Raw genomic sequence first — 14,214 nt, 5'->3', positions numbered from 1 at the left:
CGTGACGAGTCCCGACGGCCAGCGCGGCTCGGCGACCGTGCTGCTCGTGGCGGTCCTCGGCGTGGGTGTCCTCGTCGGGTCGTCGGCGCTCGCCGCAGCTGGTCACCGGACACAGGCGATCCGCGCCCAGGGCGCCGCCGACGCCGCCGCCGTGGGCACCGCGGCTGCCGCCACCGGGCTGGTACCGGGGGAGCCCTGCGCGGTCGCCACCCGGATCGCCACGGCGAACGGGGCCGCCCTCGACGCCTGCGAACTCGTCGCCACCACGGCGCGGGTCCGCGTGGTCGTGGGCACCGGTCCGTTCGTCGTCGGCGCAGTCGCGGTGGCCGGTCCGGCAGGCGACCCGCCCGAACACTATGTGTATGGTGTGCCTGTCGGCCCGCGGTCACCGATGTCCCGGTCGACCCGGACACGCTCGTGGACAGGGCCGATCAGCACCATCGATCAAGGAGACACGTGCCAGGCACGAAGAAGCTCGTGATCGTCGAGAGCCCTGCGAAGGCGAAGACGATCGCGCAATACCTCGGTGACGGATACGAAGTCCAGGCCTCGGTCGGACACATCCGCGACCTCGTCGAGCCGAAGAACCTGCCGGCCGAGCTCAAGAAGGGCTCCCTCGGCAAGTTCTCGGTGGACGTCGACAACGGCTTCGAGCCGTACTACGTCGTGTCCGACGCCAAGAAGAAGACCGTCTCCGAGCTGAAGCGCGCCCTCAAGGACGCCGACGAGCTCTACCTCGCAACAGATGAAGACCGCGAGGGTGAAGCGATCGCGTGGCACCTGCTGCAGGTCCTGAAGCCGAAGGTCCCCGTCAAGCGGATGGTCTTCCACGAGATCACGAAGGAGGCGATCCAGCGCGCGCAGGAAGCCACGCGTGAGCTCGACACCGCCCTCGTCGACGCGCAGGAGACCCGCCGGATCCTCGACCGTCTCTACGGGTACGAGGTCTCCCCGGTCCTGTGGCGCAAGGTCGCCCCCGGTCTGTCCGCCGGCCGCGTGCAGTCCGCCGCCACCCGTCTCGTCGTCGACCGTGAGCGCGAGCGCCTGGCCTTCGTCTCCGCCAACTACTGGGACCTCTCCGCCCGGTTCGAGAAGACCGGCGAGTCCTCCTTCTCCGCGCGACTCGCCCGGATCCACGGCACCCGCGTCGCCTCCGGTCGTGACTTCGACGACCGCGGCACGCTCAGCGGTGACGTCGTGCGGCTCGACCAGGCCGCTGCCGCGTCGCTGACGACGGTCCTCGAGCGCGCCGGTGACGCCACCGTCCGCAGCGTCGACTCGAAGCCGTACACGCGACGCCCGGCCGCCCCGTTCACCACGTCGACGCTCCAGCAGGAAGCCGCGCGCAAGCTCCGTCTGTCCCCGCGACAGACCGCTCGTGCTGCGCAGACCCTGTACGAGAACGGCTACATCACTTACATCCGTACCGACTCGGTCTCGCTCTCGAAGCAGGCCATCGACGCCGCTCGCAAGCAGGCAGCCGACCTGTACGGTTCGGCCACCGTGCCCGACAAGCCGCGTCTGTACGCGAGCAAGAGCAAGAACGCGCAAGAGGCGCACGAGGCGATCCGTCCCGCCGGGGACTCCTTCCGCACCCCGCAGGACCTGCAGGGCACCCTGACCGGTGTGGAGTGGCGCCTCTACGACCTCATCTGGAAGCGCACCATCGCGTCCCAGATGGCGGACGCCAAGGGTTCGACCGCGTCGATCGTGCTCGGCATCTCCTCCACCGAGTCGGTCGAGGGCATCGCCTCGACCGCGAACGGCACCGACGCCGAGTTCACCGCCTCCGGCACCGTCATCACGTTCCGCGGCTTCCTCAGCGCCTACGAAGAAGGCCGTGACGAGGACCGCCACGAGTCCTCAGAGCGTGCCGGTCAGGACGTCGCCCTGCCGAACGTGGCCCAGGGCGAACACCTCGCGGTCACCGACGTCGAGGCGAAGGGGCACGACACCACCCCGCCGCCGCGCTTCACCGAGGCGAGCCTCATCAAGACGCTGGAAGAGCTGGGGATCGGGCGTCCGTCGACCTACCCCACGATCAGCCCGACGATCATCGACCGCGGCTACGTCTCGCTCCGCGGCACGCAGCTGGTGCCGAACTGGATCGCGTTCAGCGTGGTGCGCCTGCTCGAGGAGTACTTCGGCGAGCTCGTGGAGTACGACTTCACCGCCGAGATGGAAGAAGACCTCGACCGCATCGCCCGCGGCGACGCCGACCGGGTGGACTGGCTCAAGGGCTTCTACTTCGGTGGCGGCGACGACGACCAGCGCGGCCTGCGGACCGTCATCGACAACCTCGGTGAGATCGATGCCCGCGAGATCAACTCGGTCGAGCTCGCTCCGGGCCTCACACTCCGGATCGGTCGGTACGGCCCCTACATCGAGGTGCCGAGCGACGACCCCGAGAAGCCGCGGCGTGTCAACGTCCCCGAGGACCTCGCTCCCGACGAACTGACCGTCGAGAAGGCGAAGGAACTCGTCGACGCTCCGGTGATCGGAGACCGCGTCGTCGGGATCAACCCGGAGACCGGCAAGGAAGTCCTGGCGAAGGACGGCCGCTTCGGCCCCTACGTCACGGAGCGCACCCCCGAGCCCGAACCCACCGTGGACCCGAAGACCGGCGAGGTCGTCGAGGTGCCCGCAGCGGCAGAGGCCCCGGCGGCCGAGGCAGCTGCTGCGACCGCGACGAGCGAGACGGCGACGGCGAAGAAGGCCCCCGCCAAGAAGGCGCCCGCGAAGAAGACGACGAAGAAGGCCGCGGCGCCGAAGGAACGCACCGCCTCGCTCTTTAAGTCGATGGACCCGCAGACCGTCGACCTCGAGACCGCGCTGAAGCTCCTCGACCTTCCCCGCGTCGTGGGCCAGGACCCGGAGACGGGCAACGACATCACGGCGCAGAACGGCCGGTACGGGCCGTACCTGAAGAAGGGGACCGACACCCGCACCCTGCCCGGCGAGGACGCGATCTTCGACATCGATCTGCCCGGTGCACTCGAGCTGTTCGCGCAGCCGAAGTACGGCGGCAACCGCACCGCGAGCGCCGCGCTCAAGGAGTTCGACGCCGACCCGGTGTCCGGCAAGCCGATCAAGATGAAGGACGGCCGGTTCGGCCCGTACGTCACCGACGGCGAGACGAACGCGACCATCCCGAAGGGCGAGGACGTCGAGGCCGTCGACCACGCCCGCGCGGTCCAGCTCATCGCCGACAAGCGTGCCAAGGGGCCGGTCAAGAAGAAGACCCCGGCTCGTCGGACGGCGGCCAAGAAGAAGTGACCGGTCGCTTCATCACGCTCGAGGGCGGCGACGGCGCGGGCAAGACGACCCAGGCGGAGCTGCTCTCGGCGTGGCTCGGTGCGCACGGTCGGACCGTGGTCCGCACCCGCGAGCCCGGCGGCACCGACCTCGGCGTCCAGATCCGGCAGATGGTCCTGCACGAGCGGGGCCACGTCGCGCCCCGGGCCGAGGCGCTGCTGTACGCGGCCGACCGAGCCCAGCACGTCGAGACGGTCGTCCGCCCGGCGATCGCACGCGGCGAGGTCGTCCTGCAGGACCGCTACATCGACTCGTCCGTCGCCTACCAGGGCGTCGCGCGCGGGCTCGGCGCCGAGCAGGTCCGGTCCGTCTCGGAGTGGGCAGCGGACGGTCTGGCACCGGACCTCACGATCCTGCTCGACCTCGACGTCACCGTCGGACGCGCCCGGGTGGCCGCGGCGCGGGGCGACACCTTCGACCGTCTCGAGTCCGAGGCTGCGGCGTTCCACGAGTCCGTCCGTCGTGCCTTCCTGGCGATGGCCGAGGCCGAGCCGGCGCGCTTCCTGGTGGTCGACGCCTCGGCCCCGACCGACACCGTGCAGGACGCGGTCCGTCGAGCGGTCGCCCCGCTCGTCGGGATCGACCCGGCATGACGGTGGTCACTGACAGGATGGTCCCGTGAGCGTGTGGGACGGCCTGACCGGGCAGGAAGAAGCGGTCGCGTCGCTGCGCAACGCGGCCGAGTCCACCGACGGCACCGGCGGCATGACGCACTCGTGGCTCATCACCGGCCCGCCCGGGTCGGGTCGGTCGAACGTGGCGACCGCCTTCGCCGCGGCGCTCGTGGGCAACGGCCCCGACGACGACCACACCCTGCGGCAGATCACCGCGAAGACCCACCCCGACGTCTCGGTGCTCACGACCCAGCGCGTGATCATCACCATCGACGAGATCCGGCAGCTCGTCACCTCGTCGTACTACTCGCCGTCGGTCGGCCGCTACCGGGTCGTCATCATCGAGGATGCCGACCGCATGACCGAGCGCACCTCGAACCTGCTGCTCAAGGCGCTCGAGGAACCCCCGGAGCGCACGGTGTGGATCCTCTGCGCCCCCAGTGAGGCCGACCTGTTGCCGACGATCCGGTCACGCGTCCGCTCGGTCCGCCTGCGCGTGCCCGGCATCGAGTCCGTCGCCGACCTGCTCGTCGCCCGGACCGGTGTCGACCGTGCCCTCGCGATGGATGCTGCTCGTCAGGCGCAGAGCCACATCGGCATGGCACAGCGCCTGGCCACGAGCGAGCCGGCCCGAGACCGTCGCCGCCGCACCCTGACGACCGTGCTCGGTGTGCGGAGCGTGGGCGATGCCGTCATGGCGGCCGCCGAACTCCTCGCCGTCGCCGACGAGGACGCCAAGTCCATCACCGAGCAGCGCGACTCCGAAGAGCGCGACGCAGCCCTGCGCTCGCTCGGGGTCGAACCCGGCGGGACGATCCCGCCGGCGCTCCGGTCGCAGCTCCGTGCTCTCGAGGACGACCAGAAACGCCGGGCGACCCGCAGCCTGCGTGACGGCCTCGACCGGATCCTGGTCGACGTCTCGTCCCTGTACCGCGACCTGCTCCTGCTGGGGCTCGGAGCCCCCGCGGAACCGGTCAACCTGGCCATGCAGGACCAGCTCGAACACGCGCTGCCGACGACACCGCCCGCTGCCGCGCTCGAGGTCCTCGACGCCGTCGCCCTGGCGCGCCAGCGCATCGCGGCCAACGTGGCGGCACTCCTGGCGCTCGAAGCACTGCTCGTCACGATCGCCCGCGCCCGCCGCTGAGGCCCGGCGTGCGACAATCACGGCATGCCCGACGCTGAACCCGGCCTGCGCGAACGGAAGCGCCGCGCCACTCGGCGCGCCATCCAGCAGGCTGCGCTCCGGATCGCCATCGAGGACGGCCTCGGCGCGGTGACGGTGGACGAGATCTCCCGGCGGGCCGACGTCTCGCCCCGGACGTTCTTCAACTACTTCCCGAGCAAGGAGCAGGCGATCCTCGGGGACGACCCGCAGCTGCCCGACGACGCGGCGTTGCAGGCGTTCGTCGACGGTGGTCCGAGCGGTGACCTGCTCGCCGACATCGGCACGCTGCTCGTGCACTCCACGCGCGAACTGATCGAGGAGCGCGGGCTCATCGAGGAGCGGCAGCAGGTCCTCCGCGCGAACCCGGAGCTGTTCAGCCGTCGCATGGCGTCCATGAAGGAGTTCCAGGCGGAGCTGCAGGCGGCCGTCGCGCGCCGGCTCGAACACGCCGACCCGGAGCTCGCCGCCGACGCCGAGGCACTCCGCCGCCGCGCGGGTCTCGCGGCCATCGTCGCCCTCGCCGCCCTGCGCCACGCGTGGTGGGAGTGGTCGGGTTCCGAGGCCGGAACACACCTGGTCGACGAGCTCGAACGGTCCTTCTCCGAGCTCGGCGTGCTGGTTTCGCGTTCACTCGTCTGAACCTGTATAGTCATTGCTCGTGCCACTCCGGACATGGAGTGTGCGCCGCCTTAGCTCAGTCGGTAGAGCGATTCACTCGTAATGAATAGGTCGTCGGTTCGATTCCGACAGGCGGCTCCGTGAACACCCCGGTCAGGCCCACTCGAAGTGGCTCTGACCGGGGTTTTCGTATTCCGGACGAAACCCGTGTCCCTCGCCCGAGGGACAGACGTCGGGCGCGTTCGCGGGCTACCCTTGTCCGCGAAACGGGGGACACGATGACCGACCACCAGCCCAGCGCTCCACCGGCGGTGACGCCGTGCTGAAGCGTGTCCTGGTCATCGTCGTGGTCGCTGCCACCGCCGGAGCCCTCGCGGTCACCGCGGCAGCCGTGCCCGAGTCCCGTGCCACGTCCGCATCGACCTCGTCGCCGAGCACCGGTCCGTCCGCGACCCCGACGGCGTCCGCGACCGGTCCCGCGTACCTCGCGGACCGCGAGCCGACCTTCTCCGAGGACTTCGACACCCCCGCCGCAGCGGGCGGCCCCTTCGCCGAGACGTACCGGAACTCGTGGCAGCCGTACCCCGACGGTACGGGCGGCAAGTACTACTCGGACAAGCTCATCAGCGCCCACGACGGCTACCTGGACGTCGCGATGGACGGGGAGCACGGCGCTGCCGGAACGTTCGGCACGCCCACCGGCGCCTGGTCACACGTCGGCGGCACCTTCAGCATCCGTGCGCGGGCGACCGGTGGCGACGGCAACGGGATCGCGGTCATGCTCTGGCCGACGTCGAACGCCTGGGCGGACGGCGAGCTGAACTACCCGGAGGGGCAGTTCAACGGCTCACCGCGCGTCTTCCACCACTCGATGCTCCCGGGGCTCGAGAAGCGGACCGAGCACTACAACACCCGGGTGTCCTGGAACGACTGGCACACCTACACGACCGAGTGGGTGCCGGGGAAGATCATCCGGTACTACCTCGACGGCAAGCTCGTGTTCACGGTGCCGCGCAACGTGCCCACCACGCCGCACCGCTACATGTTCCAGATCGGCAACTGGGGCGACCCGGGGCACGTGCAGATCGACTGGGTCCGCACCTACGACACGGAGTGACCAAACCCCCCGGACGGGGGCTCCGAATCAGTCCGGTCGTACGACCCGACACCCGTGTGCTCGCGTCGATGACCCGAACCTCGACGCGGGTGCGCGGGCGGGAACGATCCCCGTTCTGGGGATTCCCCTGCCGGGCCACTCGGACAACGATGGGACACGAACCCGTTCCGTCGTCACCGAGAGGTCGTCATGCTGCTGTCCCTGGTCTACATGAGCGCAGCGAACGAGGTGTTCGACCAGGAGCGGCTCGACGCACTGCTCGAGCACGCACGGGTCCGCAACACCGCGTCCGGCCTGTCCGGTCTGCTCGTCTACAAGGACGGCCGGTTCATGCAGCTGCTCGAGGGCCCCGAGGCGGCCGTGCTCGAGACGTACCAGCGCATCATCGACGACCCGCGGCACACCGACGTCGGCCTGCTCGTCGAGGAGCGTATCTACACCCGGCGTTTCGGCGAGTGGAAGATGGCGTTCCACCGCGAACCGGACGCCGACCTGCCCGACGGCTTCGACTCGTTCCTCGCCGAGGGCGATGCGAGCGCCGACACGAGCCGTGCCCGTGAGCTCCTGCGCTGGTTCCGGAACCACCCGATGGCCGCCCCGGACGCCGCGCTCGGCAAGCACCGCCGCTGACGACCCGAGGCGGGCGCCGCCGCTGACCGCCTGACGCGGACCCCGCTGACGACCGCCGCGGGCCGCGCCACACCCCGCGCTGGTAGACAGGACCCATGACGGTTCGCTGGGGAGTCATCGGCACAGGCGGCATCGCACGGTCCTTCGTGGGTGACTGCACCGCGGCCGGCATCGTGTTCGCGGCCGTGGGCAGCCGCACCCGCGAACACGCCGAGGCCTTCGCCGCCGAGTTCGGCATCGAGCGGGCCCACGGTTCCTACGAGGACCTGGTGGCGGACGACGACGTCGACGCGGTCTACGTCGCGACCCCGCACGTCCGGCACGCCGAGGACGCCCTGCTCGCGATCCGGGCGGGCAAGCACGTCTTGGTCGAGAAGGCCTTCACGATGACCGCGGCCGAGGCCAGGACGGTCGTCGACGCGGCTCGGCAGGCGGGCGTCGCGGTGATGGAGGCGATGTGGACCCGGTTCCTGCCCCAGATGGCGATGATCCGCGAGATCGTCGCCGAGGGACGGATCGGCCGCCCGATGGTGGTCGAGGCGACTCACCACCAGGCCCTCCCGACGGACCCCGGCCACCGGTTGCGCGACCCGGCACTCGGCGGGGGAGCGATGCTCGACCTCGGGATCTACCCGGTGTCCTTCGCGGTGGACGTGCTCGGGGTGCCGACCGCGCTGGTCGCAGCCGGGACGCTGAGCGAGCAGGGCGTCGACGAGCAGATGGGCCTGGTGATGACGCACGAGGGCGGTGCGCAGTCGATGATCCACTTCGGGATGGACCTGCGGAGCCCGAACACGGCGTCGATCATCGGCGAAACCGGCCGCATCGACCTCGACTCCACCTGGTACACGCCGACCACCTGGCGGATCCGTGATCGCGACGGAGCCGTCGTCGAGGAGTTCGACGGCCGCGAGGAGCTCGCCGGCTACGAGCACGAGGCCCGCGCCTTCGAGACGATGATCACGTCGGGCCGCCACGACGGCGGCCCGATGGACCCGGACGAGACCGTCGCGATCATGGCGGTGCTGGACGAGGCACGACGCCTGGTCGGGGTCCGGTACCCGGCCGACGGTCCCGTCACGGCTCCCTGATCCGGCCCCCGTCCGCCACGGATCCCGGATCCGGCCTGGAGGCTCCTGCCGCAGTTCCGTAGGATCGGTCGCGATGTCCGAGCAGCAGCCCACCCCGCGTTCCGTCCCGGAGCGGTTCCACGCCGCCGTCACCGCGGTGCGCGCCTCCGCCGCGCGACGCCCGGTCCCGTGGATCGCCGGTGGTCTCGCGGCGCTGCTCGTGGTCGGTTCCGGTGGGGCCGTCGCCGTCGCGGCGGCCACGACCCCGGACTCCCGGACCGCTGCGGCGCCGAGCCCGACCCGGACCGCGTCCTCGGCTCCGGACCGGACGACCACCACGAAGCGCCCGACCACGAAGCCGTCCCCCACCCCGACCGCCGATGCCCGCGCGGTGCCGGATGACCTCGCGGGTCCGTCTGCGCTCCGGACCTGCTCGATCGCGACGGCTGCGTCGGCGAGCGGCCTCGGCGACTTCGAGGGGTACGTGATGGACGCGAAGACGGGCAAGGTCCTGTTCTCCAAGCACGGCGAGCGGGCCGCCCAGACCGGCAGCGTCATGAAGACCCTGACCTCGGCGACCGCGCTCTCGGTGCTCGGGGGCGACCACCGCATCCCGACGACCGTCGCACGGGAATCGGCGAACACCGTCGCCCTGGTCGGCCACGGCGACGCGACGCTGTCCGCCGGCGGCGGCACGGTGTACCCGGGCGCCCCGACCCTCGCCCAGCTCGCGCAGCAGGTGAAGGCGAAGGTCGGCGACACCCCGGTCACCACGATCGTCACGGACGACTCGTACTGGAGCGACGCCGACGCCTGGGACCCCACGTGGCCGGTGTCCGAGCGCACCATCGGGTACCAGCCGAAGGTCACGGCGCTCATGGTCGACGGTGACCGGGCGAACCCCGCAGCGGCGACCTCGCCCCGGTCGGAGGACCCGGTCGGACGCGCCGGCATCGCCTTCCGGACGGCACTGGCGAACGCTGGCGTCGCTGGCGCCTCGTCCGCGCAGATCGTCAAGCGGGCGACAACGGGCACCGAGACGATCGCCACGGTGTCGTCGCAGCCGGTGTCGACACTCATCGGGCAGATGATCCCGAACTCGGACAACACCCTGGCCGAGATGCTCGCCCGGGTGTCCTCGAAGGATTCCGGCTCGAACGGCTCGGCGGCGTCGCTGTCGTCCGTGTACCAGTCGGCACTGCGCTCCTACAGCCTCGACCCGGCCGGCATCGTGATCAAGGACGGCTCGGGCGAGAGTGCCTCGAACGCCGTGTCGCCGGAGTTCGTCGCACACCTCATGGTGCAGGTCGCCTCCGGCGCGAAGGGCCTCGGCACGCTCGCGAACGCCCTGCCGGTGTCCGGCCAGTCCGGCACCCTGGCCAGCCGGTTCACCGGCGCGAACGCGGTCGCCCGCGGCAAGGTGCACGCCAAGACGGGCTGGATCGACAGCGCGAACACCCTCGGCGGCTACATCGACGCCGCCGACGGGTCGCGGCTGACCTTCGCCTTCTACGCCATCGGTTCGCCGCGTGCAGCGGCACTGCCGGCACTCGATGCGGTGACCGCCGCGACCTACTCGTGCGGGAGCAAGCTCACCGGCTCCTGAGCCGACGGGTGTTGGATGGACCCATGGCAAGAGCACTGCTCGTCGTGGACGTCCAGAACGACTTCACCGAGGGCGGTGCGCTCGCGGTCACCGGGGGAGCGGCGCTCGCGAAGCGCATCACCGCGTTCCTCGGTCGGCACGGGGACGAGTACGACCTGATCGTGGCGTCCCGCGACTGGCACCACGGCGACGACGACAACGGCGGACACTTCGCCGGACCCGACGGACCCGACTTCGTCGACACGTGGCCGGTGCACTGCGTCGCCGGCACACCCGGTGCCGACTACCACCCCGATCTCGACACCGCACTGATCGACGTCGACGTCTTCAAGGGGCAGGGGACGCCGGACTACTCGGCGTTCCAGGCCCGGACCGAGGCGGGCGTCCCGCTGGCCGAGGTGCTCGCCGAGCGCCGCGTGCACACGATCGACGTCGTCGGCATCGCGACCGACCACTGCGTCCGTGCCTCGGCGCTCGACGCCCGTGCCGCGGGCCTCGACGTCGCCGTGTACGAGGACCTGGTGGCCGGCGTCGACGTCGAGTGCAGCGCCCGGGCGCTCGACGAGATCCGGGCGGCCGGCGGACACATCGACCGCAGCGACATGGACGAGGGCCTCGCGAACCCAGGAGGAGCACGACTGTGACCGACACCACCACGAACGAAACCACCACCACCGTCGCCGACGAGCACGTCCGCGTCGAGGGCGTCCCCACCGGACTCTTCATCGGCGGCACCTGGCGCGCCTCGTCGAGCGGGTCCACCTTCGCCGTGCACGACCCGTCGACCGGTGCCGTCCTGGCCGAGGTCGCCGACGCCACTCCCGAGGACGGCCTCGCCGCCCTCGACGCAGCTGCCGCGGCGCAGGAGTCGTGGGCGGCGACGGCCCCACGCACGCGCTCGGACATCCTGCGCCGGGCCTTCGACCTGGTGCACGAGCACGCCGACGACCTCGCGGCCCTGATGTCGCTCGAGATGGGCAAGCCCCTGGCCGAGGCCCGCGGTGAGGTCGTCTACGGCGGCGAGTTCCTGCGGTGGTTCTCGGAGGAAGCGGTCCGCATCACCGGCGACTACCGCACGAACCCCGAGGGCACCGGCCGCGCGATCGTGCTGAAGCGTCCGGTCGGCCCCGTGTACGCGATCACCCCGTGGAACTTCCCGCTCGCGATGGCGACGCGGAAGATCGGCCCGGCCCTGGCCGCCGGCTGCACGGTGGTCGCGAAGCCGGCCGACCTCACCCCGCTGACGACCCTGTTCCTGGTCGAGCTCTTCCGCCGTGCCGGTTTGCCGGACGGTGTGCTCAACGTGATCCCGTCGAGTGACGCCAAGGGGCTGTCCGAGCCGATCATCGCCGACCCGCGCCTGCGCAAGCTGACCTTCACCGGTTCGACCCCGGTCGGTTCGGCGTTGCTCAAGCAGGCGGCGGACAACGTGCTCAAGACGAGCATGGAGCTCGGCGGCAACGCTCCGCTGCTCGTGTTCGACGACGCCGACCTCGACGAGGCGGTGGACGCGGCAATGCTCGCGAAGTTCCGCAACACGGGCGAGGCCTGCACCGCCGCGAACCGGTTCTTCGTGCAGGACGGCATCGCCGACGCGTTCGTCGCGGCACTCACCGCGAAGGTGGACGCCCTGCGCGTCGGCCGGGGCACCGAGGACGGCACGACGCTCGGACCCCTCATCGACGACCGCGCCGTGGACAAGGCCGCCTCGCTCGTCGACGACGCCCTCGGCCGCGGTGCCCGGCTCGTCACCGGCGGCCACCGGATCGACCGTCCGGGCACGTTCTACGAGGCGACGGTGATCGACGACGTGCAACCCGGCTCGGAGATCATGACGACGGAGATCTTCGGACCGGTCGCCTCGGTCACGCGCTTCAGCACCGAGGACGAGGGGATCCGGCTCGCGAACGACACCGAGTACGGGCTCATCGCGTACGCCTTCACGACCGACTTCCGGCGCGGCCAGCGGCTCGCCGAGCGCCTGGAGACGGGGATGCTCGGGCTGAACACGGGCGTCGTGTCGAACGCAGCGTTCCCGTTCGGCGGCGTGAAGTCCTCCGGCCTCGGCCGCGAGGGGTCGCACGAGGGCATCGAGGAGTACCTCGAGACCGTCTACGTGCTGACTCCGGACCCGTTCGCCGCCTGAGCCAGAGCCAGAGCCAGAGCCCGAGCCCGGATCGACGGTACGGCCGCGGTACTCGCGGCCGTACCCGAACTCACACGAGCAGCTGGTGCTTCGCCAGGTCGCGGTAGAGCGCCGTCGACTCGACGAGCTCGGAGTGCGTGCCGCTGCCGACGACGCGGCCGTGCTCGAGCACGACGATCACGTCGGAGTCGACCACCGTCGACAACCGGTGGGCGATCACGAGCAGGGTGCGGTCCTCGGCGACGGCGTCGATCGCGAGCCGCATCTTCTGCTCGTTGACCCCGTCGAGTGACGACGTCGACTCGTCGAGCAGCAGGATCGGGGGAGCGGCGAGCAGCGCGCGGGCGATGGCCAGGCGCTGCCGTTCCCCACCGGAGAGCATCACGCCGTCCTCACCGACCTGCGCGTCGAGACCGCGGGGATCGCGGTGTAGGACCTCGCCGAGGTTGACCGCCTCGAGCACCCGGACGCAGTCGTCCTCGGTGGCGTTCGGCGACCCGAGCAGCAGGTTGGCGCGGATCGTGCCCGCGAGCACGGGGGCGTCCTGCTCGACGTAGCCGATCTGGGCGCGGAGCTCGTCGCGGTCCATGCCGCGCACGTCGATGCCACCCAGGCGGATGACGCCGTCAGTGGGGTCGTAGAACCGCTCGATGAGCGCCAGGGTCGTCGACTTGCCGGCACCGGACGGGCCCACGAGTGCGACGCGTGAGCCGCGGGGCACCCGGAACGACACGTCGTGGAGCACCACGTCGTCGGCCGGGCGCTCGTCGTCGACGTGATCCGGGCCTCCTGGACGGTCCGCGGGGTCGGACGCGACCGCACCGTCGGCGCCCGAGGCGTCCGCCTGGGCGCGGTACCGGAACGAGACGTGCTCGAACGCGATGGCGTCGTCGGTGGCGACCGCTGCGGCGGGCCGGACCGACTCGTCGTCCTGGGACTCCGTCGGCAGGTGCAGGATCTCCTCGATCCGGCCGAGCGCGCCGAGCGCCTGGGCGACGGCGACGGCCGCGCCCATCGCCTGGCCGAGCGGCATGATCATCATGAAGAGCAGCAGGATGAACGTGATGAGCGTTGCGATGGTGATGGTGCCGGCTGCGACCTGTGCCCCGCCGACGCCCAGGACGGCGATGAACGCGACCTGCATGACGATGCTCGCGACGGGGACGACGAAGGCGGACATCTTGGCGATGTCGAGGCCGCGCTTGTAGGCCTCGGTCGCGTGGCCGTCGACCTCGCGCACCTCGCGTGCGGTGGCGCCGGCCGCACGGATCGTGCGGACCGCGCCGATCCCGCGTTCGACGGCGGCCGTGAGGTCGCCGACCTTCTCCTGCGCACGCTTCGAGGCGACCCGGATGCGACGGCTCAGCCCACCGACGACGACGATCGCGATCAGGACGATCACGATCACGATGCCGAGCAGCAGCGGGTCGATGATGGCCATCGCCACGATGGCGCCGATGAACGTGAGCGCGCCGCCGATCGACTCGATCAGCCCCTGGGTCAGGACGGCGCGCAGGAGCGTGGTGTCGCTGCCGACGCGGGACACCAGGTCACCGGTGCGCCGCGTGTCGAACTCCGAGATCGGCAGGTTGAGGATGCGAGCGATGAGCTTGCGGCGGGTGGAGAGTACGACGCCCTCGCCCGCACGCTGCAGCAGGAAGTGCTGCACGCCGTTCAGCACCCCCGCGACGATGACGAGCCCGACCAGCAGCCACACGAGCGTGCTGAGGGTGTTGCCCTGCTGCACCGCGGTGATGACCTGGTTGACCAGGAGCGGCTGCGCGAGCGAAGCCCCCGCGCCGAGGACACTCAGCACGATGATCACGACCATCGCGGGCTTGTTCTCGAACAGGTAGGACAGCAGGCGACCGAACGTGGCGCGGGGGCCGTCGGAGGTCTTCGGGCGTGCGAAGGGGAAGCTCATCGTGTT

Annotated in this window: 12 protein-coding genes and 1 tRNA gene; 12 read left to right on the top strand and 1 reads right to left on the bottom strand. The window is 70.9% G+C overall.

What is annotated here, in order from left to right; translation table 11 throughout:
* The first annotated feature begins 1 nt into the window (after position 1).
* The 12 genes from DEJ21_RS15005 to DEJ21_RS14950 all read left to right on the top strand — a co-directional run bounded on the left by DEJ21_RS15005 (position 2) and on the right by DEJ21_RS14950 (position 12,284).
* Positions 2-481 carry a hypothetical protein gene (locus DEJ21_RS15005; protein ID WP_111225128.1) on the top strand — a complete coding sequence of 160 codons (480 nt, stop codon included), beginning with the start codon at positions 2-4 and terminating at the stop codon, positions 479-481.
* Entirely contained in the window at positions 457-3,276 is a 2,820-nt protein-coding gene (topA, locus tag DEJ21_RS15000; RefSeq protein ID WP_111225127.1) for a type I DNA topoisomerase, read from the top strand. The genes DEJ21_RS15005 and topA overlap by 25 nt, the downstream gene beginning before the upstream one ends.
* A complete protein-coding gene (gene tmk, locus DEJ21_RS14995) occupies positions 3,273-3,908 on the top strand; it encodes a dTMP kinase (RefSeq protein WP_111225126.1) in 636 nt (211 codons plus the stop codon). Before topA ends, tmk begins: the two co-directional genes overlap by 4 nt.
* Before the next feature lie 25 nt (positions 3,909-3,933).
* Positions 3,934-5,076, top strand: a complete 1,143-nt coding sequence (locus DEJ21_RS14990) for a DNA polymerase III subunit delta' (protein ID WP_071404998.1) — start codon at positions 3,934-3,936, stop codon at positions 5,074-5,076.
* Between the two features lie 24 nt (positions 5,077-5,100).
* A complete protein-coding gene (locus DEJ21_RS14985; RefSeq protein ID WP_111038055.1) occupies positions 5,101-5,736 on the top strand; it encodes a TetR/AcrR family transcriptional regulator in 636 nt (211 codons plus the stop codon).
* Between the two features lie 44 nt (positions 5,737-5,780).
* Positions 5,781-5,853: transfer RNA gene (locus tag DEJ21_RS14980), tRNA-Thr, on the top strand.
* A gap of 181 nt (positions 5,854-6,034) precedes the next feature.
* Complete coding sequence (locus DEJ21_RS14975) at positions 6,035-6,832, top strand: glycoside hydrolase family 16 protein (RefSeq protein WP_111225125.1); 798 nt, start codon at positions 6,035-6,037, stop codon at positions 6,830-6,832.
* A 189-nt stretch (positions 6,833-7,021) separates the two neighbouring features.
* Complete coding sequence (locus DEJ21_RS14970) at positions 7,022-7,462, top strand: BLUF domain-containing protein (protein WP_111225124.1); 441 nt, start codon at positions 7,022-7,024, stop codon at positions 7,460-7,462.
* A 95-nt stretch (positions 7,463-7,557) separates the two neighbouring features.
* On the top strand, positions 7,558-8,553 hold the full coding sequence (locus DEJ21_RS14965; RefSeq protein WP_111225123.1) for a Gfo/Idh/MocA family protein: 996 nt from the start codon (positions 7,558-7,560) through the stop codon (positions 8,551-8,553).
* Between the two features lie 73 nt (positions 8,554-8,626).
* Complete coding sequence (locus DEJ21_RS14960) at positions 8,627-10,138, top strand: D-alanyl-D-alanine carboxypeptidase/D-alanyl-D-alanine-endopeptidase (RefSeq protein ID WP_111225122.1); 1,512 nt, start codon at positions 8,627-8,629, stop codon at positions 10,136-10,138.
* A gap of 23 nt (positions 10,139-10,161) precedes the next feature.
* On the top strand, positions 10,162-10,782 hold the full coding sequence (locus DEJ21_RS14955) for an isochorismatase family protein (protein ID WP_181435922.1): 621 nt from the start codon (positions 10,162-10,164) through the stop codon (positions 10,780-10,782).
* Entirely contained in the window at positions 10,779-12,284 is a 1,506-nt protein-coding gene (locus DEJ21_RS14950; RefSeq protein ID WP_111225120.1) for an NAD-dependent succinate-semialdehyde dehydrogenase, read from the top strand. The genes DEJ21_RS14955 and DEJ21_RS14950 overlap by 4 nt, the downstream gene beginning before the upstream one ends.
* A gap of 70 nt (positions 12,285-12,354) precedes the next feature.
* On the opposite strand, the gene DEJ21_RS14945 is transcribed toward DEJ21_RS14950, so the two are convergent.
* The gene (locus tag DEJ21_RS14945; protein ID WP_111225119.1) at positions 12,355-14,208 is read right to left on the bottom strand and encodes an ABC transporter ATP-binding protein; all 1,854 of its coding nucleotides are present in this window, start codon (positions 14,206-14,208) and stop codon (positions 12,355-12,357) included.
* Positions 14,209-14,214 lie beyond the last annotated feature (6 nt).

Origin of the sequence: Curtobacterium sp. MCSS17_006, from assembly GCF_003234215.1 — a bacterium.
Lineage (GTDB): Bacteria > Actinomycetota > Actinomycetes > Actinomycetales > Microbacteriaceae > Curtobacterium > Curtobacterium flaccumfaciens.
The sequence above is the reverse complement of the archived record's forward strand: the minus strand, read 5'-3'. Positions and strand labels throughout refer to the sequence as shown.